General features: G+C 69.1%; 18 protein-coding genes, 1 tRNA gene and 1 pseudogene. 7 read left to right on the forward strand and 13 right to left on the reverse strand.

Translation table 11 applies throughout. From position 1 onward, the window contains the following. Positions 1-152: 152 nt before the first annotated feature. Positions 153-1,022 carry an endonuclease/exonuclease/phosphatase family protein gene (locus tag OG844_RS26290; RefSeq protein ID WP_406393547.1) on the forward strand — a complete coding sequence of 290 codons (870 nt, stop codon included), beginning with the start codon at positions 153-155 and terminating at the stop codon, positions 1,020-1,022. On the opposite strand, the gene OG844_RS26295 is transcribed toward OG844_RS26290, so the two are convergent. The 7 genes from OG844_RS26295 to OG844_RS26325 all read right to left on the reverse strand — a co-directional run bounded on the left by OG844_RS26295 (position 1,001) and on the right by OG844_RS26325 (position 9,139). Beyond that, entirely contained in the window at positions 1,001-3,214 is a 2,214-nt protein-coding gene (locus tag OG844_RS26295; RefSeq protein WP_406393549.1) for a glycosyltransferase family 39 protein, read from the reverse strand. The genes OG844_RS26290 and OG844_RS26295 overlap by 22 nt on opposite strands. Continuing rightward, the gene (locus OG844_RS26300) at positions 3,211-4,515 is read right to left on the reverse strand and encodes a glycosyltransferase (protein ID WP_406393551.1); all 1,305 of its coding nucleotides are present in this window, start codon (positions 4,513-4,515) and stop codon (positions 3,211-3,213) included. Before OG844_RS26300 ends, OG844_RS26295 begins: the two co-directional genes overlap by 4 nt. 25 nt (positions 4,516-4,540) lie before the next feature. Beyond that, positions 4,541-6,151, reverse strand: a complete 1,611-nt coding sequence (locus tag OG844_RS26305; protein ID WP_406393553.1) for an ATP-binding protein — start codon at positions 6,149-6,151, stop codon at positions 4,541-4,543. 4 nt (positions 6,152-6,155) lie between these two features. After that, complete coding sequence (locus OG844_RS26310; RefSeq protein WP_406393555.1) at positions 6,156-6,896, reverse strand: response regulator transcription factor; 741 nt, start codon at positions 6,894-6,896, stop codon at positions 6,156-6,158. A gap of 71 nt (positions 6,897-6,967) precedes the next feature. Then, the gene (locus tag OG844_RS26315; protein WP_406393557.1) at positions 6,968-7,849 is read right to left on the reverse strand and encodes an amidohydrolase family protein; all 882 of its coding nucleotides are present in this window, start codon (positions 7,847-7,849) and stop codon (positions 6,968-6,970) included. A 36-nt stretch (positions 7,850-7,885) separates the two neighbouring features. Continuing rightward, positions 7,886-8,770, reverse strand: a complete 885-nt coding sequence (locus tag OG844_RS26320) for a DUF2797 domain-containing protein (RefSeq protein WP_406393558.1) — start codon at positions 8,768-8,770, stop codon at positions 7,886-7,888. Positions 8,771-8,791: 21 nt separating this feature from the next. After that, positions 8,792-9,139 (reverse strand): hypothetical protein, encoded by a 348-nt coding sequence (locus tag OG844_RS26325; RefSeq protein WP_406393559.1) that lies wholly within the window; start codon positions 9,137-9,139, stop codon positions 8,792-8,794. Positions 9,140-9,373: 234 nt separating this feature from the next. Between OG844_RS26325 and OG844_RS26330 the strand changes: the two genes are divergently transcribed. The 3 genes from OG844_RS26330 (at position 9,374) to OG844_RS26340 (ending at position 13,441) form a co-directional block, all read left to right on the forward strand. Then, positions 9,374-10,318 carry an RNA polymerase sigma-70 factor gene (locus tag OG844_RS26330; RefSeq protein WP_406393560.1) on the forward strand — a complete coding sequence of 315 codons (945 nt, stop codon included), beginning with the start codon at positions 9,374-9,376 and terminating at the stop codon, positions 10,316-10,318. A 93-nt stretch (positions 10,319-10,411) separates the two neighbouring features. Next, positions 10,412-11,617, forward strand: coding sequence for an NAD(P)/FAD-dependent oxidoreductase (locus OG844_RS26335; protein WP_406393562.1), 1,206 nt, complete (start codon positions 10,412-10,414; stop codon positions 11,615-11,617). A 471-nt stretch (positions 11,618-12,088) separates the two neighbouring features. Further along, positions 12,089-13,441: a hypothetical protein gene (locus OG844_RS26340; protein ID WP_406393564.1), complete on the forward strand. Its 1,353-nt coding sequence runs from the start codon at positions 12,089-12,091 to the stop codon at positions 13,439-13,441. 369 nt (positions 13,442-13,810) lie between these two features. Here OG844_RS26340 and OG844_RS26345 read toward each other — a convergent pair whose 3' ends face one another. Beyond that, a complete protein-coding gene (locus OG844_RS26345) occupies positions 13,811-13,963 on the reverse strand; it encodes a hypothetical protein (protein ID WP_406396405.1) in 153 nt (50 codons plus the stop codon). Between the two features lie 330 nt (positions 13,964-14,293). On the opposite strand from OG844_RS26345, the gene OG844_RS26350 reads away from it, so the two are divergent. Beyond that, positions 14,294-15,859 carry a HEAT repeat domain-containing protein gene (locus tag OG844_RS26350; protein ID WP_406393566.1) on the forward strand — a complete coding sequence of 522 codons (1,566 nt, stop codon included), beginning with the start codon at positions 14,294-14,296 and terminating at the stop codon, positions 15,857-15,859. 125 nt (positions 15,860-15,984) lie between these two features. Here OG844_RS26350 and OG844_RS26355 read toward each other — a convergent pair whose 3' ends face one another. Continuing rightward, a complete protein-coding gene (locus tag OG844_RS26355; protein WP_406393568.1) occupies positions 15,985-16,455 on the reverse strand; it encodes an NUDIX domain-containing protein in 471 nt (156 codons plus the stop codon). A gap of 2 nt (positions 16,456-16,457) precedes the next feature. Next, positions 16,458-16,694: pseudogene (locus tag OG844_RS26360) on the reverse strand (XRE family transcriptional regulator); the annotation flags it as partial. Positions 16,695-16,749: 55 nt separating this feature from the next. Between OG844_RS26360 and OG844_RS26365 the strand changes: the two are divergent. Next, complete coding sequence (locus tag OG844_RS26365; protein WP_406396407.1) at positions 16,750-17,091, forward strand: hypothetical protein; 342 nt, start codon at positions 16,750-16,752, stop codon at positions 17,089-17,091. Beyond that, a complete protein-coding gene (locus OG844_RS26370) occupies positions 16,983-18,005 on the forward strand; it encodes a tyrosine-type recombinase/integrase (protein ID WP_406396266.1) in 1,023 nt (340 codons plus the stop codon). The genes OG844_RS26365 and OG844_RS26370 overlap by 109 nt, the downstream gene beginning before the upstream one ends. Positions 18,006-18,120: 115 nt before the next feature. Here the strand turns inward: OG844_RS26370 and OG844_RS26375 are convergent, their stop codons facing one another. The 3 genes from OG844_RS26375 to OG844_RS26385 form a co-directional block, all read right to left on the reverse strand. Continuing rightward, positions 18,121-18,297: a hypothetical protein gene (locus OG844_RS26375; RefSeq protein ID WP_401306052.1), complete on the reverse strand. Its 177-nt coding sequence runs from the start codon at positions 18,295-18,297 to the stop codon at positions 18,121-18,123. A 5-nt stretch (positions 18,298-18,302) separates the two neighbouring features. Further along, a complete protein-coding gene (locus OG844_RS26380; RefSeq protein ID WP_401306054.1) occupies positions 18,303-18,515 on the reverse strand; it encodes a DUF2188 domain-containing protein in 213 nt (70 codons plus the stop codon). A gap of 596 nt (positions 18,516-19,111) precedes the next feature. Then, positions 19,112-19,184 (reverse strand) — tRNA-Arg (locus OG844_RS26385). Positions 19,185-19,239 lie beyond the last annotated feature (55 nt).

A 19,239-nucleotide genomic window follows, 5' to 3' on the forward strand; every position in this document is an offset into this window, starting at 1 on the left:
CCGGTGCGCTTGTACGGTGTATGGGAGTGTGGCGTCGTACACCGTAAGGCATTTCCCGTACGGCGTACAACGTGTTTGCGCCGGGCGTCGGGGCGGGTAGCCCTGTCGACGCAGACCTGACAAGCGTCCGAGCGCGATCCGAGTGGAGTGACATGTACGTGCGTCGTCGTACGGTGGGCGTACTGATCGCTGCAGGCCTGTCGGTGGCCGCACTCGCGCCGCCCGCGGGGGCCGCCGAGGAGGGGCACGCGATCCCGCTCCGCGTCGCGACGTACAACATCCATGCCGGCGCGGGCATGGACGAGGTCTTCGACCTGGACCGGCAGACCGCCCAACTGCGCGCGCTGGACGCCGATGTGATCGGCCTCCAGGAAGTCGACGGCCACTGGGGTGCCCGGAGCGAGTGGCAGGACCTCGCGGGCGAGCTCGCCCGGCGGCTGCACATGCGGGTGTCGTTCGCGCCGATCTACAGCCTCGACCCGGTGACACCCGGTGAACCCCGGCGCGAGTACGGGGTTGCGGTGCTGTCCCGGTACCGGATCATCAGCGCCGAGAACCACGAGATCACGAGGCTCTCGACCCAGGACCCGAACCCGGTACCGGCGCCCGCGCCGGGCTTCGCCGAGGCCGTGCTGCGGGTCCAGGGGCTGCCCGTGCACGTGTACGTGACGCATCTGGACTACCGGCCCGACCCGTCCGTGCGCATCGCCCAGGTCGCCGACACCCGGCGCATCATGGCCGAGGACCGGGGCGCCCGGCAGATCCTCCTCGGCGACTTCAACGCGGAGCCGGACGCGCCGGAACTGGCACCGCTCTGGCAGGAGCTGACGGACGCCGATCCCGGGGCGCCGACCTTCCCGGCCGAGGATCCGGTGAAACGGATCGACTTCGTGGCGGTGTCGAAGTCCGGCGCCGGGGCCGTGCGGGTACGCGCAGGGGCGGTGGCCGAGACGCTCGCCTCGGACCACCGCCCTGTCGTCGCCGATCTCGAACTGCGGCGTCAGCTCCCGCCCGTCGGCTGAGTGAGGTCGTAGAAGGTCGCGCCGCCTGCCGTGACCTCCTTGAAGTTCTCCTCCACCCACGTCGAGATCTGGGACGAGGCACCGCTGCCACCCATGCCGCCACCGCCGCCCGAGCCGCTCGAGACGAAGTAGTGGATCTTCCCGTCCTCGACGTACTTCTCGAACTGCGCGAGCGTCGGGGACGGGTCGCTGCCGTTGAAGCCGCCGATCGCCATCACCGGGTCACCGGTGGCGAGCTGGTAGCTCGCGGCGTTCTGCGCACCGATGGCCGCCGCGGCCCAGGTGTAGTCGTCGGCGTTCTTCTCCAGGAGCTTCTCGGCCTCGGCGCCCACGGACGAACCGCCCAGCAGACCGCCCATGCCGCCACCGCCGCCCATGCCGCCTTCGCCCGTGGCACCGCCGGGCATTCCGCCCTGCAGGCTGCCGGTCCGCCCCTGCTGCTGCCCCTGACCCGGCTGCCCCTGGCCGGGCCGGCCACCGTCCGGGAAGCCGCCGCCCCGGGCGGTGCCCGGCGCCTGACCACCCTGCTGCGTGCCCTGCCCAGGAGGCGTCCCGCCACCGGGACCGCCACCGGTACCGTCGCCGCCACCGGGGCCGCCACCGGGGCCGCCACCGGGGCCGCCCATGCTCCCGCGCGCCGGCCCCGCGGTGACGATCGAGCCCTGGTGCCCGGTGTTCAGCGTGCTGATCGTGTACGCGGTCGGCCCGGCCAGCGACACGGCCAGGCCCAGCCCCACCGCGGTGAGGGCGAGTGCGCGCCCCAGCCGGGCGGCGAGCAGCAGACCCACCGCTCCCACGAGGCCGCCGATCAGGACGGCCCAGCGCAGCCACGGGAAGTAGTCCGGGGTCCGCCCCAGCAGGACGTACGACCAGAGGGCCGTCACCACGACGGTCCCGCCGAGCGCGGCTCCCGCCCACCACTTGGTCCGCTCCTCCCACAGGACGGTGGCGCCCATGCCGGCGAGCGCCGCGACGTAGGGCGCCAGGGCGACGGTGTAGTACTGGTGGAAGATCCCGGCCATGAAGCTGAAGACGAACGCCGTCATCAACAGCGAGCCGCCCCAGGCGAGGAACGCCGCACGGGCCGTGTCGGTCCGCTTCGCCCGCCAGGTCAGCCAGATGCCCGCGACCAGCAGGAGCAGAGCGGCAGGAAGCAGCCACGCGATCTGGCCGCCGATCTCGGAGTTGAACATCCGGCCGATGCCGGTCTCGCCCCAGCCGCCGCCCTGGCCGCCGCCTCCGCCACCGCCACCGCCCACACTGCCGGTCTCCTCGCCGTTGATCCGGCCGAGTCCGTTGTAGCCGAAGGTGAGTTCGAGGAAGGAGTCGTTCTGCGAGCCGCCGACGTAGGGGCGGGAGGAGGCGGGCCACAGTTCGACGATCGCCACCCACCAGCCGCCCGCGCCGGCCATGGCGAGGGCGGACAGACCCAGCTGGCCGAAGCGCCTGCGTACGGACACGGGCGCGAACACCGCGTACAGGACCGCCAGCGGCGGCAGGATCAGGAACGCCTGCAGGGTCTTCGACAGGAACGCGAGACCGACCGCGGCACCCGCCCACACCAGCCACTTCGTCCGGCCGCCCTCCAGGGCGCGCAGCACGCAGTACACGGTGACGGTCATCAGCAGCGCGAGCAGCGCGTCCGGGTTGTTGAAGCGGAACATCAGCGCGGCGACCGGCGTCAGGGCGAAGACCGCCATCGTGATCAGCCCGGCGGCGGCGCTGAACCTGCGGCGCACGGCCGCGTACAGGACACCGGCCGTGGCCACGCCCATCAACACCTGGGGCGCGAGGATCGCCCAGGAGTGGAGGCCGAAGATCCGTACCGACAGGGCCATCGGCCAGAGCGTGGCCGGGGGCTTGTCGACGGTGATGGCGTTCGCGGAGTCCAGCGAGCCGAAGAAGAACGCCTTCCAGCTCTGGCTGCCGGCCTGTACGGCGGCCGAGTAGAAGGAGTTCGCGTATCCGGAGGCGCTGAGATTCCACAGGTACGCGAGCGTGATCACCAGCAGCATGCCGAGGAAGGCGGGCCGTGCCCAGCGCGGATCCTCGGGCCTGCCCTGCCGGATGCGCCGCGCGAGCGGCGCCTTCGGGCGGCCGTGCCCCTGCCGTGCGGCCGACGCCGCCGGTGACGCGAACGGCCCGGGGGTGTCCGGCGGGGCCGGGAGGTGGTCGGGGTGCGTGGCGGTCATCGGACGTTCCTCAGTTCGTGTGCGGGAGCCTTGGGGGCGTCCTGGTGGTCCGTACGCCGGTCCGGGAAGACCCAGGCGCGGAAGAGCAGAAACCGCAGCACCGTCGCCGCGAGGTTGGCCGCGATCAGCACGGCGAGTTCCGTGCCGTGCGAGGGCGCTCCGGACGTCGTGCCCAGCGCGGCGAGCGAGCCGCTGGTGAGGGCGAGCCCGATGGCGAGGACGACGAGCCCCTGAGCCTGGTGGCGTACCGCGCCGCCCCGGCCGCGTACGCCGAAGGTGAGCCTCCGGTTCGCTGCCGTATTGGCGAGGGCGGACACCAGGAGTGCGGCCCCGTTGGCGAACTGCGGCCCGACGCCCTGCCGGAAGAGGGAGTACAGGACGAGGTAGAACAGCGTGGACAGCCCGCCCACGACACAGAAGCCGACCAACTGCCGCGCCAGGCCGCCCGGCACCCCGGGCAGGGCCCGGTCGCGCGGATCGTCCCCGAACGGCCGTGCCAGCCGGTCCAGCGGCAGCGCGCCGACGGCCAGCGCCCGGCCCACCCGCCAGACCCCTTTGAGGTCCTCGGTCGCCGTCCTCACGATGTGCACCGTGGAGTCCGGGTCGTCGACCCAGTCGACCGGCACCTCGTGGATGCGCAGCCCGGCCCGCTCGGCCAGCACCAGCATCTCGGTGTCGAAGAACCACCCGGTGTCCTCGACCATCGGCAGCAGCCGCTGCGCGACCTCACGCCGGATCGCCTTGAAACCGCACTGTGCGTCGCTGAACCGGGCGGCCAGCGAGGAGCGCAGGATGAGGTTGTAGGCCCGCGAGATGAACTCCCGCTTCGAGCCGCGCACCACGCGCGAACTGCGCGCGAGACGCGAACCGATGGCCAGGTCGGAGTGGCCGGAGATCAGCGGGGCGACCAGCGGCAGGAGGGCGTTGAGGTCCGTCGAGAGGTCGACGTCCATGTAGGCGAGGACCGGGGAGTCCGAGTGGGACCAGACGGTGTGCAGTGCCCGCCCCCGGCCCTTCTCCTCCAGCCGGTACGACCGCACCTCCGGGATCAGCGCCGCGAGCCGCGCCGCCACCTGGGGCGTGCGGTCGGTGCTCGCGTTGTCCGCGACGGTGATCCGGAAGCGGTACGGGAACGTTCGCGCCAGATGGTCGTGCAGGCGCAGCACACAGGTCTCGAGGTCCTTCTCCTCGTTGTGGACGGGGACCACCACGTCGAGTACGGGAGCACCGGCCGCGTCGACCGCTGCGGCCAGGAGATGCTCCCGGGCCGGCAAGGTGCTCCAAGGGGTGTCGGTTCGCATGACACGACACTCGCCAACCGCGCTGTCACACCCTTGTGGTGAGCCTGTGGTCCGGCTGTGAGCCGACGGCCGGGCCGCCCTCGTACACCGAGTCCGCGGGCAGATGGACGGCGAAGACCGTGTTCCCCGGCACCGACCGCACCTCGGCCCGGCCGCCGTGCGCGGCCACGACGGCCTGCACGATGGCGAGTCCCAGTCCCGTCGAGCCGGCGTTCCGGGAGCGCGAGGCGTCGCCGCGCGCGAACCTCTCGAAGACGTGCGGCTGCAGCCCGGCCGGGATGCCGGGCCCGTTGTCCTGGACCTCCAGCGTCACCCAGGGCAGGTCCCTGCGTGCTTCCCGTACGCGGACGGTGACCGTGGTCCCCGGCGGGGTGTGCGTACGGGCGTTCGCCAGAAGGTTGACCAGCACCTGCTGGATCCTGGTGGGATCGGCACGTACGGTCGCGGGCACCTCGGGCAGTTCCAGCCGCCAGTGGTGCGTGGGCCCCGCCATGCCCCCGGAACTCCTGCCCGCGTCGCCGGAACTCCTGCCCGCGACGCCCGCGTCGCTCACCGCGTCGACGACGAGCGGTGACAGATCGGTGCTCTCGTACGCGAGCGGCCGGCCCGCGTCGAGCCGGGCCAGGAGCAGCAGGTCCTCCACCATGCCCGTCATCCGTTCCGCCTCGGACTCGATGCGTCCCAGTGCGTGGCGGGTGTCGGGACCGGCGTACTCCGTCCCCCGCCGGGTGAGTTCGGCGTACCCGCGGATCGAGGCGAGCGGGGTCCGCAGCTCGTGGCTGGCGTCCGCGACGAACTGCCGCACCCGCATCTCGCTCTTCTGCCGCGCGTCGAGGGCCGAACCGACGTGGCCCAGCATCCGGTTGAGGGCCGAACCGACCTGGCCGACCTCCGTGCGCGGATCGGCCTCGGCGTCCGGAACCCGTTCGAGCAGGGCGACCTCACCGCTGTGCAGGGGAAGTTCGGAGACCCGGGTCGCGGTGGCCGCCACCCGGCGCAGCGGGCGCAGGGCGACGCCGACCATCGCGGCACCCGCGATTCCGGCGGCGACGAGGCCCGCCCCGGTGACACAGACCTCGACGAGGATCAGGGTGGTGAGAGCGCCGCTCACCTCGCCGGTGGGAATGCCGACGAGGACGGTCGAACCGCTTTCCTTGGGAACGGCCTTCACGCGGTAGCCGCCGAGACCGGGCAGCTCGACGTCGTGCACCGCGTCGTCCGCGGGTACACCGGCCGCTTCCAGGGCATCCCCCTGTGCGGCGGTCAGCGGCCCCGCCTTCTGCTGCGCGTCGAGCGTGCTGTCCTTCGTCGCGATCCGCGAGCCGGTGACGACCCCGTCCACGGAGACGGCACCGAACGTCTTGAAGGGCTGGCCGCCCATGCCGACGAAGTCGAGCGGATCCTTGTTCTGCAGCCCGCCCGGGACAGGCGCTCCGCCGGCCGGCGGACGGTCGTCGGCCCGCGTCGCGATGTCGGTCAGCTGGGCGTCCAGCTTTCCGTACATATAGCTGTGGAAGGCGATGGTGGTGACCGAGCCGATCACGGCGGCGACGACCGCGATGAGTGTCACCGCGTACACGACGAGCCGGGTGCGCAGGGTCCACGGCCGCCGCGCGCGGCGACGGTTCCTGCTCACGGGGCTACTCACCGGGCTTGATCAGGTATCCCGCCCCGCGCCGGGTGTGGATCATCGGGGTGCGGCCCGCGTCGATCTTCTTGCGGAGGTACGAGATGTACAGCTCGACGACGTTCGCCTGGCCGCCGAAGTCGTAGTTCCACACCCGGTCCAGGATCTGCGCCTTGCTCAGCACCCGGCGCGGATTGCGCATCAGGAACCGCAGCAGCTCGAACTCGGTGGCCGTCAGGTGGATCGGGTCCTCGCCCCGGCTCACCTCGTGGCTGTCCTCGTCCAGCACCAGATCCCCGACGACGAGCGTCGACTCGCTGCGGGCCGCGGTGGCCGTGCCCGAGCGGCGGATCAGACCGCGCAGCCGGGCCACGACCTCCTCCAGGCTGAACGGCTTGGTGACGTAGTCGTCGCCGCCCGCCGTCAGCCCGGCGATCCGGTCCTCCACCGAGTCACGCGCGGTCAGGAACAGCACCGGTACGTCGGAGTGCTCCCGCCGCAGCCGGCTGAGCACGGCGAGCCCGTCCATGTCGGGCAGCATCACATCGAGAACCACGGCGTCGGGGCGGAAGTCACGGGCCGTACGGACGGCGCCCGCGCCGTCCCCGGCGCTGCGCACGTCCCAGCCCTCGTACCGCAGGGCCATGGAGAGCAGTTCGGCCAAGGGGGCCTCGTCGTCCACGACCAGTACGCGGACGGGATTGCGGTCCGGCCTGAGCAGTTCGGTACGCCCCTGGGGCGAGGTCGTCGTCATGGCCCCAGCCTGTGAGACGGCCGTGAGAGAGGCCTTTCCCCTCCCTGTGAATTCCCTGAGAATGCCTCTTCTCAGGCGAACAGCGCGCTCGCGTTCCCGTGGCAGACGGCCCGCAGCCACGCATCGCCCAGCCCCAGCCGCTCCAGTGCGTGCAGCTGGTGGGCGTACGGATACGGAATGTTCGGGAAGTCCGTGCCCAGCAGGATCCGGTCCCCCAGATCCGCGAGCCGTCCGCGTTCCACGGCCGGGAAGGGCGTGAGGTCCTCGCTGAAGTCCGTGAACGCCATCGTCGTATCGAGCCGCACCCCCGGGTACACCGCCGCCAGTGCCAGGAACTCCGCGTACTCGGGCATCCCCATGTGCGCCACCACCAGTCGCAGCCGGGGATGGCGGGACAGCAGCCGTCCGACCGGCTCGGGCCCGGTGTGCGCGCCGGGCACCGGTCCGGACCCGCAGTGCATCACCACAGGGATCCCGGCCTCCGCCAACAGTCCCCAGACGGGCTCCAGCAGCGGGTCGTTCGGGTCGTACGCGCCGACCTGGACGTGCGACTTGAAGACCCGGGCCCCCGCCTCGACCGCCTCGCGCACATAGCCCTCCACGCCCTCCTCCGGGAAGAAGGTCGCGGTGTGCAGGCAGTCCGGCACCCTCCCCGCGAAGTCGGCCGCCCAGCCGTTGAGCCACGCCGCCATCCCGGCCTTGTGCGGGTAGAGCATCGAGGTGAACCGCAGCACCCCGAACGAGCGCAGGAGCGCGAGCCGTTCCTCCTCGTCGTGCCGGTAGGCGATCGGCCACTCGAGACCGGTCAGCGGGCCGGCCGAGTCGAAGTACGCCCACACCTTGCGGAGCACCTGCTCCGGCATGAAGTGCGTATGGACGTCGATGATCCCGGGCAGTCCGAGCCGCTCCCAGAACCGCACCACATCGTCACGGTCACTGTCGCCGCCGCTCATCCGCCCCGCCTTCCTCGTCGGTACCTCGCGACGATCTCAGAACAGCCCGTCCTGCACCCCACCGCCCCCCACGGCAACGACCGGCACGCTCAGCCCCGCCCGCGCGTCGGCCCCCACCAGCACCCAGCCGGTGATCAGCCGGGCGTCCAGGACGACGACCCCGTCCGCCGAGGTCGCCAGATACAGATCGGGCCCGGCCGCCGCCACCAGCCGCCCGGCCACCACGCCGCCGTCCACCAGGCCGGTCACCACCCGGGCCGCCGCCCCCACCGCGTCGAGCCCGAAGACCCCGGCGTGGTCGACGGCCTCGAACGGCAGTCGCTCCAGCGCCTCGGGCCACCCGCTCCCCTCAAGCTCGGCGGCACGCCCGTACAACACCTCGACCTCGGCGACCCGTTCCACCGCCTCCGGCAACTCGCCCCGCACGGCACGCTTGCGCGCGTACGGGATCCGGTCGGGCACCCCGAGCGCCGCGCGCAGCAGCTCCTCCGTACGCCGGGCGGCCATCAAGGGCCCGCGCCCCAGCCAGGTGAACACCACAGCGCCCTGTTCCCGGAGCCGCGCCGCGTCCCGGGACTCACGGGTGATCCCGACCTTGACCATCCCCGGCCCGAACCAGGCCAGGTAGACGCGGTACGTCCGCGGGTCGTCGGCGATCGTGTCGGCGGCCACCGAGTGCGCCCGGTCCAGCCGCGCACACTCCGGGCAGCGCGCCCCCGTACTCCGCGCGGACACCACAGCCATGACCGGACACGGGTTGCCGCGCGCCCCGGAACAGTGCCGCTCGCCCTCCGCCCGGAATCCGAGCTCCTTCCCGTACGCCAGAACGCTCTTCCGGCCACGGCCCGCCCCGTCACTCCGCCGCCACCCGAGCACGGGCCCGTCGTCGGGCCACCCCAGCCCGGTGCACTGCCAGCCCATTCGCCCACTCCCGGCTCTTCGTCAGCCCGACGGCCCGGCGGGATCGGTGGCGCACAGGCCGTACGCCCGCTCGATCTCCCCCACGTACTGCTCCAGATCGAAGCAGACCTCCTCGATCACCCCGCTGTCGAGGCCGGGGTACATCAGTTCGCTCCAGACCACCGTCGCACCACGCAGCCGCACCCGGATGTGGAGAGTCGGGTCGGACTCGGGACGCCCCTGCGACGACGCCACACCCACGCTGCGGGCGGCATCCGCCGGGTACAGCGGTCCGCCGGGCCGCAGGAGTTCGTCCGGACGCAGTCCCACGGCTCTGCTGTCGCTGCGCCCGACCACCTCGAGGCCGTCGACGAAGAGGTACGTGTGCACGGCGGTGCACGCGGGCGGTCCGGGGCACGTGCCGATGAGCAACGTGCTGGTCAGACCGCGGCTTCGACGATCCGGCGGCCCGGCCCGGAACACACCCGGGGACCTACGCGGCATCGGCCCTTCGCTGCATCATGCGCCGATCATATTCAGGTCACCGGCGGGCAGCACCGCTCGAGTGATGCGGTGGCCGCAGCCCATGGGCCGGCGAGCGCCCCGCGAGCTAGGATCCGGGCCATGGCTCTGACCATGAACGACGTGGACCGGTTCGAGGCATCCAGGCCCCGCCTGCAGGCCATCGCCTACCGCCTCCTCGGCTCCGCGAGCGACGCCGAGGACGCCGTGCAGGACACGTTCCTGCGCTGGCAGGCGGCCGACGTCGACCGCGTCGAGGTCCCCGAGGCCTGGCTGACGAAGGCCCTCACCAACCTGTGCCTCAACCAGCTCACCTCGGCCCGCGTCCGGCGCGAGACCTACGTGGGCGAGTGGCTGCCCGAGCCGCTGCTCGCCGGGGACCCGATGCTCGGCCCCGACGACACCGCCGAGCAGCGCGAATCGGTCTCGTACGCCGTCCTCGCCCTCATGGAGCGCCTCTCCCCCAACGAGCGGGTGGTGTACGTGCTGCGGGAGGCCTTCGGCTACCCGCACCGGGAGATCGCGGAGATCCTCGGCGTCACCGAGGCCGCCGCCCAGCAGACCTTCCACCGCGCCAGGAAGCACGTCGCGGACGGCAAGGCCCGCACCGAGATCGACGAGGCCGCGACCCGCCGGATCGTCGAGGAGTTCCTCGCCGCCGCCACCAGCGGCCGGACCGAGCCGCTCGTGCGGCTGCTCACCGAGGACGCCATCGCGATCGGCGACGGCGGCGGGAAGGTCCCGGCCCGGGCCAAGGCGTTCGAGGGCGCGCTCGCGGTCGCGAAGTTCATGCGGGGCCTGTTCAAGCCTGCCGAGGCCAAGCGCGCCATCGTGGGCGGCTCACCCGGGGTCTACGTCACGACCGCCAACGGGGCCCCCGCGATCGTGGCGGTCCTCGACGGCCGCGTCGTGGGCGTCATGTGCGTGGAGATCACAGCCGGGGGAATCGCCGCGTTCCGCAACCAGGTCAACCCCGACAAGCTCGAACGCGCGACCCGGCAGTGGGCGGCCACCGAGCACGGGGAACCCCTGTTCAACGCCTTCTGATCCCGATGTGAGCTGCTTCACATCCCCCTCCTGTCAGGAAACGGACGGCTGCCCGGTTCAGGTGGTGAACCCGCGCGAGACAGGAGCCAGGACATGCAGCACCGCATCATCGTCATCGGAGCCGGATACTCCGGAGCCATCGCCGCCGGGCGCCTCGCCAAGCGGCTGCACCGCGAGGACGTCGCCATCACCCTCGTCAACGCCGAGCCCGACTTCGTCGAGCGCGTGCGGATGCACCAGCTGGCGACCGGCCAGGACCTCAAGGCCCGTCCCTTCAGCGAAATGTTCGCGGGCACCGGCGTCGAGCTGAGGCTCGCGAGGGTCACGGGCGTCGACGTCGACCGCAGGACCGTCACCGTCATCGACCAGGGCGACGGGGGTGGCACCGAGGAACTGGACTACGACAGCCTCGTGTACGCCCTCGGCAGCGCCTGGAACAGCCGAGGCGTCCCCGGCACCGCCGAGCACGCCCACGAGATCGCCGGCCGCCCCGGAGCGCTCCGGCTGCGCGAGCGCCTGGCAGGCCTGGACGCCGGGCAGACCGTGGTCGTCGTCGGCGGCGGCCTCACCGGCCTGGAGGCCGCGACCGAGATCGCCGAGGCCCGCCCGGACCTCGACGTCGCCCTCACCGCCCGCGGCGAGCTCGGCGACTGGCTGTCGCCCAAGGGCCGCGACCACGTACGGAAGGTCTTCGACAAGCTCGGGATCACCGTCCACGAGCAGGCAGCCGTCACGGCCGTGGAGGCCGACCACGTCACGACCGCCGACGGAACGTCCGTCCCGGCCGCGGTCACCGTCTGGACCACCGGCTTCGCGGTCCACCCGATCGCCCGCGCCACCGCCCTGGAAGTCACCGACACCGGCCAGATCGTGGTCGACCGGACCATGCGCTCGGTCTCGCACCCGGACGTGTACGCCATCGGCGACGCGGCCATGGCGATGGGCCCCGGCGACAAGCCGCTGCGGATGTCGTGCGCCACGGGCACCCCCATGGCGTGGCAGGCCGCCGACGCCATCGCAGCGCGCCTGACCGGCGGGAAGACCCCGAACACGCCGCTGCGCTACTTCAACCAGTGCATCTCGCTGGGCCGCAGGGAAGGCCTGATCCAGTACGTCACCGCGGACGACCGCTCCGTCGGTGCGGCCCTGACCGGACGGCTCGCCGCCGTCTACAAGGAGCTGATCTGCAAGGGCGCGGCCTGGGGCGTCGCCAACCCACTGCTCGGGATGCCGGCCAGGCCCCGCCGCGTCGTGCGGGAGCGGACCCCGGAGGGCTCGCCCGCCGAGGCATCGGCCTGAAGGCGTCTGCGACCAGGCCGCCCGGTGCTCCCTCGAAGACCTGAGGAACGCACTCGACGAGGACGGCGGCGCGGCCCGCCCGTCCTCACGGCCGCGGTGGGCAGGGCCTCGACCACATGTGGATCGGCGCCGTCGACGGACTCCGCGTCAACCAGACCATCCACGACGTCGGGACCAGTGACGTCAGGACACGTAGGGCCGGCTGCTGACGCAGTCACGCCGAGGCCCCCCGGGACGACCCCGAGGGGCCTTCGGCCTGCTGTGCGTCCGGCGGGGTTCGGCAGGATGCGAACCCGCATCGAGTCTGACCGAACGACAGGTCCCGGTCCGGGCAGGTGGTCGCCCCGTGACTCCGATTGCCCGATCCGTGTCGCCCCGTGTCCTTCACCCTGACGGCCGCCGACGCCTCGCGCGTGTCCGGCCTCCGGGATGTGCTGGCAGCAAGCCAACCAGACACACCGGAGGCGCGCCATGCCGGACGACAGGTCAGCGGGTCCGGATGGGCAGGAGCCTGACGCTTCGGGCGCCGGCGGCGAACAGCCCGAGCTGGACGTACTGCGGTCACGGGTCGACGCGCTGGAGGCCGACAGGACCGCCCGGGCGCCCCACCACCGGTGGCGCTCCTTCTTCTCCGCGCTGCTCATCGTCATCGGCTGCATCCTCGCTCCGCATGCCGCTTTCGCTTCTTGGGCAGCGGACGTGGTGGGCGACAAGGACCGCTACGTGGACACGGTCACGCCGCTCGCTTCGGACCCCGCCATCCAGAATGCCGCGGCGAACAGGGTCACCGACGCGGTGATGCAGCACATCGACCTGCCGACCCTGCTCGAAGGCGTGGCACCCGCGGACCGGCCGCTGGCCCAGAAGGCACTCGGCAAACTCGGCGACTCGCTGGAGAGTGCTGTCCGCAGCTTCGTCCACGACAAGTCGGAGGAGGTCATCGCCTCCGAGACCTTCGAGACCATCTGGATCCAGGCCAACGAGCGCATCCATGTGGCCGTCGAGAAGGCCCTCACCGGCTCCGGCGGCGGCGCGGTGAAGATCAACGACAACTCGGTCTCCGTCGACCTCGGACCGGTCGTCGCACAGGTCAAGCAACGCCTCGTCGACGCAGGCATGACGGTGGCTTCGAAGATCCCGGAAGTGCACACCGACTTCACGGTGCTGCGCGTCGACAACATCGGCGACGTTAAGACGTACTTCCGGGTCCTGCAGATCGCCGGGTTCTGGCTGCCCGTGCTCTCGGTGGTCCTCATCGCGGCCGGAGTCCTGCTTTCCAGGCACCGCAGGCGCGTTCTCGTGACCGCGGCGCTCGGCTTCGCCTTCGCCGTGCTGATGCTCGGCCTGAGCCTGACCGTCTTCCGCGTGGCCTATCTGAACGCGCTGCCCGACAACGTCTCGCAGGCCGCCGCCGAGTCCGTCTACGACACGCTCACGCGCTACCTGCGCACCACGGTCCGCATGGCGGTGACGCTCGGCGTGGTGGTCGCCCTGGCCGCCTGGTTGAGCGGCCCCGGCCGCTCGGCGACCTTCGTACGGCAGTCGTGGCACTCCGGCATCGGGGCGGTCCGCTCCACCGCCGACCGCATGGGCATGCGCACGGGCCCGGTCGGACCGTTCCTGCGACGCCACCGCGCGTGGATCACCTGGATCCTGGTCGGCCTGGCGGTCCTGACGTACGTCCTGTGGAGCTACCCGACGGCGCTGGTCGTCCTCACCATCACACTGGTCTGGCTCTTCGCCACTGCCCTGGTGGAGTTCCTCGCGGACGGCCGCGAGGGCGAACACACCAGGGTGTCCGACTCGATGGGCGGTACGGGCTGACACGGTCGGCCCACCGCACTGCTGCACCTCACCGCTGTACGGGCAACGCGAGAGGCCCTCAGGATTTCTCCTGAGGGCCTCTGGCCTGCTGTGCACTCGGCAGGATTCGAACCTGCAACCTTCTGATCCGTAGGATCGGGCAGCGTGTTGGCCAAGGGCTCCAGCTACACCCGGCTTGATCGCTGATTGTCGTGATCAATGCTCTCAGTGTGCCGTCGTTGCCGTCAGGGTTGCCGTCATCCGCCGGATCGCCGTACCTCATCCCTTGATCCCGTGCACGGCTGGAGCCCCGGTCGAGATGACCGGGGCTCCAGCCGTGGTGTGCTGTTCGTGGCTCTACGAGGTGCACGCGCCCACCGGGCGCCTGCCTCAGCCGACTGTCACGGAGAATCCGTGGCCCATCAGGATCAGTCCAGCCACGATGACGCCCACCGTTACCAGGATGCTGATCAGGCGGGCCGTCCGGCGCTCCTCGCCTATGGCGTACCGGACAGTCCGCCACCACTCCCTATCGAGCTTCAAGCTCCTCACCTCTCCGTCTGTGCAGGTGAGTTGAGCATCGGCGACTCCTCGCAGCGATGATTCATGGCGGTACGCTGTGAGGCACAAAGAACCGTGGTGAATCGTGGTGAACCGAGCCCTCGACTCCACGACCGGGGGAGGGTCGCGTTGCCAGGATCAGCAAGCAGGCCTGTGGGTATCCCTGGCAACATTCCGCCTGGTCCTCTGCGTACATGGTTGGAGTGGCTGGCTGAACTACGGGTGCGGGCTGGAATGCCGTCCTTGTCTGAGGTGGCTCGCAAGGCGAGTCAGCGAGGAGACACCTGCAGCACTGCCACTGTCCGAAGGCTCTTGGTCGGTGAGACCACGAGCTACAGAGCGGCCCAAGCCCTGGCCTACGCCATGGCTGACATGGATAGGCGGCCTGTGGTCGGCAAGCCGTCGGATGACTGGGATGCGTTTGATGCAAAACTCAGCTCCCTCCTCTCGGAGGCGATTGAGAACAAGAGCGCAAGCCCGGTGGGTAAGGAAGCGAAACCTCTCGACAACGAACATGCCGTCCTCTTAGCGGCCACTCGGCTTACGGATAGTGAAAACCGCAAAACAGCACTACGAGCACTAGTCCAGAGATGGCCGCGCAGCCTGGAAACCAGAGACGCTCTGGTGCGCCTAGCCCAAGACGAGCAGAGTGAAATCCAGCTAGCTGCAATACACAGCCTGGCACTCGAATGGCCTGGTGACGTCACAGCGAGGCAATCACTCGTCAATGCACTCCAAGACGACAAGCAGCATGCCCAGATTGTCGCCATATGGGGACTCTCCGAAGGCTGGGCTGGCGACGTCGTGGTTCGCGACGCCTTGGCGGCCCTGACTCTCCACAGCTCTGCACAGGTCCGAGAACTTGCCACTGAGGGCCTGGCAGATGGGTGGGCCGGTGATACAACTGCCCGAGACGTCCTCTTACCTCTGACGCAAGACAGGGTTCAAACCGTTCGGGAGACAGCGGTTGAGGTATTGATGACCGGGTGGTCGGGCGACATTGCCGTCCGTGACGCTTTGCTCAATCTTCTGCGATCTGATATTTTCTCGGTACGAGAGACTGCCGCCGAAGCTCTGATTTCAGGCTGGGCAGATGACACTATCGTCGAAAATGCCCTACATCCCCTCTTGCACGACCCGGCCCCTACGGTGCGATGGGCCGCCGAGCGGGCCCTCTCTCGAAGCGAGAATGCTCCTGCTGCACCTCGATCGTCCTCCGCAAAATCTGCTTCGAGCGTGGACTCTAAAGGCTCAGGGGTTACTGACTGTGACGCTCGCCTTATCGCCGTTCGTCTCCCACGCGACTTCAGGACGGAGATGCCGCTTCATGCGATTTCAGCGCTACATCGAGGAATTGGACTCGACTCTCCCATAACCATCGTGTCGGGCGTCAACGGTAGCGGCAAGTCAATCCTGCTCGCCGCACTTGGCCTGCGCATCGGCTGCATCGGCCAGGAACAGAGGCGACGAATGAGATATCTTCCGCCTCTAGCCATCGAACTGTCAAGCAAACTTGAACTCCTCTGGCGCGAGCAACTCACACCCGAAGAGTGTCTCTACATGCCAAACGAGAACGAGAGACATCTACGCGATTTGTCAATTGACACGACGAGACATCGACTCGTCCTTATTGACAATTGGATGAGTTCCCTGAGTGCAGAAAGAAGAGAGCTGGAACTAGCCAGGCTTAGGCAGCACGCTGAAAGTGGCTGCCAGTTTGTAGTCGTGGCCAATCACGAGAACCTCAACCTCACAAACGAAAGAGTCATTCAGCTTGAAGGTCGCCGCATGCGCGATCAGATGCAGTTTCTAAAAAATAGCCGCAGTGCCCGAGGAGAAAAAGCGACCAGGTTTGGCGCGAGCAGGAATCCGTACTAGGCGATGCTCCATCGCCACAGGTTTTGGACTCAACCCAATGTCACGCGCGCCCTCCCTGCGGGCCTGTCGGCCACGCGTGACCAGCCACTACCTATCGTTACGGGCTCCAGATACCTGCCAGACCATCAGCCGAGGTAGGGCCTCTCTCGGCACTCTAGAAAGTGCCGTAGCCGTAGCTGCTGCGTGTGGTGCATGGGCAGCTTGGCTAGCTCATCCACCGGAACGAATCGCAGCTCCGTGGATTCGTGGGAGATCTCGAGTCGTCCACCAACCACCCGCGCGGTGAAACAGACATTGAACTGTCGACGCACCTCACCGTCCGTATAGGCGATCACGTGGCGCGGGTCGGTGTAAGTCCCGACAAGCCCAGTGATCTCCACGTCCAGGCCCGTTTCCTCTTTCACCTCACGGATGGCGGTCCCGGGCAGCGAGTCGGTCATCTCCATGCCGCCGCCGGGCAGCGCCCAGAGGTCGTTGTCCCGCCGGCGCTGGAGAAGGAAGCGTCCCTCGTCGTCAGTGACCACTGCGGATGTCGCGACGACCAAACTGTTGGGCTTGGGGGCATCCGGATCGTCGTAGTACTCGGTCCGTGCCATGGTCACCCTTCTCGGACTGGCGTCGCGGTCGCCCACACCGCGTCGAAGCTGTGGGCGTACGTGTCGAACATGCTGCCTGCCCTGCTCCGGCGCACGTGCCAGACGGGGGCGCTGTAGGCGTTCACGCCCCAGACATGAGCGTTGACCAGTGCCTGGTCATCGGCACGGTAGATCGAGTTGTAGAGCGTGGTCGCATGGGTCCGCACCTCAATGCCAGGTACCCCGACGAGGGGGCGATATCGGTTCGCCGTGCTCGGCGTGGTGGGACGAGGCGATGGAGCGGGCCGCCGCCTGATGGCCAAGCCGAGGAAGAACGCGAACAACGAGGGCACCATCTACCAGCGCAAGGACGGCCGTTGGGAAGGCAGTGCATACGTCCTTACGACAGACGGCATCTACAAGCGGCGCAGCGTCTACGGCAAGACCTGGGACGACGCGCACGAGAAACTCACCAAGCTCAAGGCCGACTCCCTGAGCGGTCTCCCGGTAGCCACCAGCAAGATGACGCTGAGCGAGTACCTGGCGTACTGGCTGGCGAACGTCGCCAAGGGCAAGGTCCCCGCCGGACGACATACGTCAACTACGAGTCCCTCGTCCGGAACTACGTCACGTCGGAGTTCGGCAAGAAGAAGCTGACCCGGCTGACCGCCCGAGACATCCGCGCCTTCCTCACCAAGACGGCGGCCACCTGCCAGTGCTGCGCCCAGGGCAAGGACAAGAACCGCCCGGAGCACAAGCGGCGCTGCTGCGCCCTCGGCAAGTGCTGCAAGAAGCTCCCGTCAGATCGGACCGTCCGCTTCCTGCTCGTGATCCTGCGTGCCGCTATCCAGCACGCCGTACGTGAGGACGAACTGCCGCGCAACGTGGCCCGAAACGTGGAGCTGAGTATGGGAACGAAGCGCGAGATCGAACCGCTCACGGCCAAGGAAGGGCGTCAGCTCCTGGCGGCGGCTCGGGAAAACCGCCTGTGGGCCGCGTACGAACTGGCGGTCCGCATCGGCCTTCGGCGCGGCGAGCTGCTGGGCCTGCGCTGGTCGGACCTGGATCTCTACGAAGGAGTGCTCACCGTCCGGCAGGCGCTCCAAAGGGTCGGCGGCGAACTGCTGATCGTCGCGCCGAAGACCCAGCGCTCGGCCCGTCGCGTGGCCCTGCCTGCTGAGTGCGTGACGGCGCTTCGTGCTCAGCGTGCCCAGCAGATCGCCGACAAGAAGGCAGCGGGGGACAACTGGAAGGAGACTGGCCACGATCTCGTCTTCACCACGAAGAACGGGACACCGATCGAGCCGCGCAACATGAACCGCTCCTTCGAGGCGCTGAGCGTCCGCGCTGGCGTCCGCAAGGTCCGCCTGCACGACCTGCGCCACACTTGCGCGTCGCTCCTCGACGAACAGGGCACCGACGCACGCATGATTATGGAAGTGCTCGGCCACAGTTCGATCCGCGTGACCATGGACATCTACACGTTCGTACGGCTCGACTCGCAGCGCTCGGCGTTCGATCGAGTGGGGGATGCCCTGCGGAAGGACGACGACACGAAGCCAGGTGCATAGACGGAGGCGCAGTCGAGGCTCTGACCGGAACCCATTGTGGCTCCGCACATTCCGGCGCTAAGACGGAGTCCCCGCCGCGTTGGCTGGGGCTCCGTCTTAGAACGGACTACCTGAGTCAGCCGCTGATCAGGTCGATGGTTTCGACCCGAGCGGACCGGATTCTGAGCGTCACGACGACGTCACCGTCGCTGTCGACCGCGTAGAAGTCGATGAAGTCGCCAACGGTCTTGAACCCGGAGGCTTCGACCTCGCGCTTCCCGCTGAAGTCCTTATTGATCACGTACTTGTCCATCGCGATCAGCCCTTCGACTTCTTCGGGTCACTGCCCGGCGGGACGGTGTTCTGCTCTCGCACCTGACCGTTCGTGCCCCGGATGCGCAGCTCTCCGCCACCGTCGTTGGCCAGGATCTCCTTGGCACGCGCGGCCGCCTCAGCCTGGGTCGGCAGAACGGCGCTGGCTCGTTCAGCCCCAGGCTTCGTCACTGCCCAGCCGTCGTCGCGCTTCGACACGTCCCGAATGTTGGGTTGCCCTGTCACGAAACATCCCTTTCCGAGATCGGACGCGCAGGACGGCCATCTTGGAGGAACCAATAGACGGCGATAGGGTCCGAAGGCGCGACCAACGCATCAGGCCCCATCCACGCGCCCAACCTCAAGTTGGGCCCCGGCTGGGGCCTGCTTTGGTTTGGCGGATCAAGTGAAGCACCCCAGACGACCCGTCAGCAAGCAAGGACACCCCAACATGTACTGCGAAACGGGGAGTCCGCTACAACATCTTGTGTTTCAGGCAAGAGCTCAACACCAGGATACCGGCGCCCACTGACAGTGAGGATGGCCCGACGGAGACGAAGGAACTCCGAAGCGACAACGGCCCTCACCTACGCAGACCCTCAATGATCCAGACTCACGGTCGGGGGCGCATGAGAGCCGGAGGCGGGCGGGCACACACCGGCCGGCCGCACACTCTCGGCTGGTCCACAAGAGATGCGTGCACTGACGACTCACGGGCGCACTGGTCGCGGCTAGAGACTGTTGCCGTCAAACACTGCCGTCAACGCAAAAGCCAGAGGCCCCGTGGATCACTCCACGGGGCCTCTGATCTGCTGTGCACTCGGCAGGATTCGAACCTGCAACCTTCTGATCCGTAGTCAGATGCTCTATCCGTTAAGCTACGAGTGCTTGGCGTTCCGGGCTTTTCTGCCTGGTCGGCGTTGCGGGAACAACATTACATGAC

This window comes from Streptomyces sp. NBC_00887 (assembly GCF_045207585.1).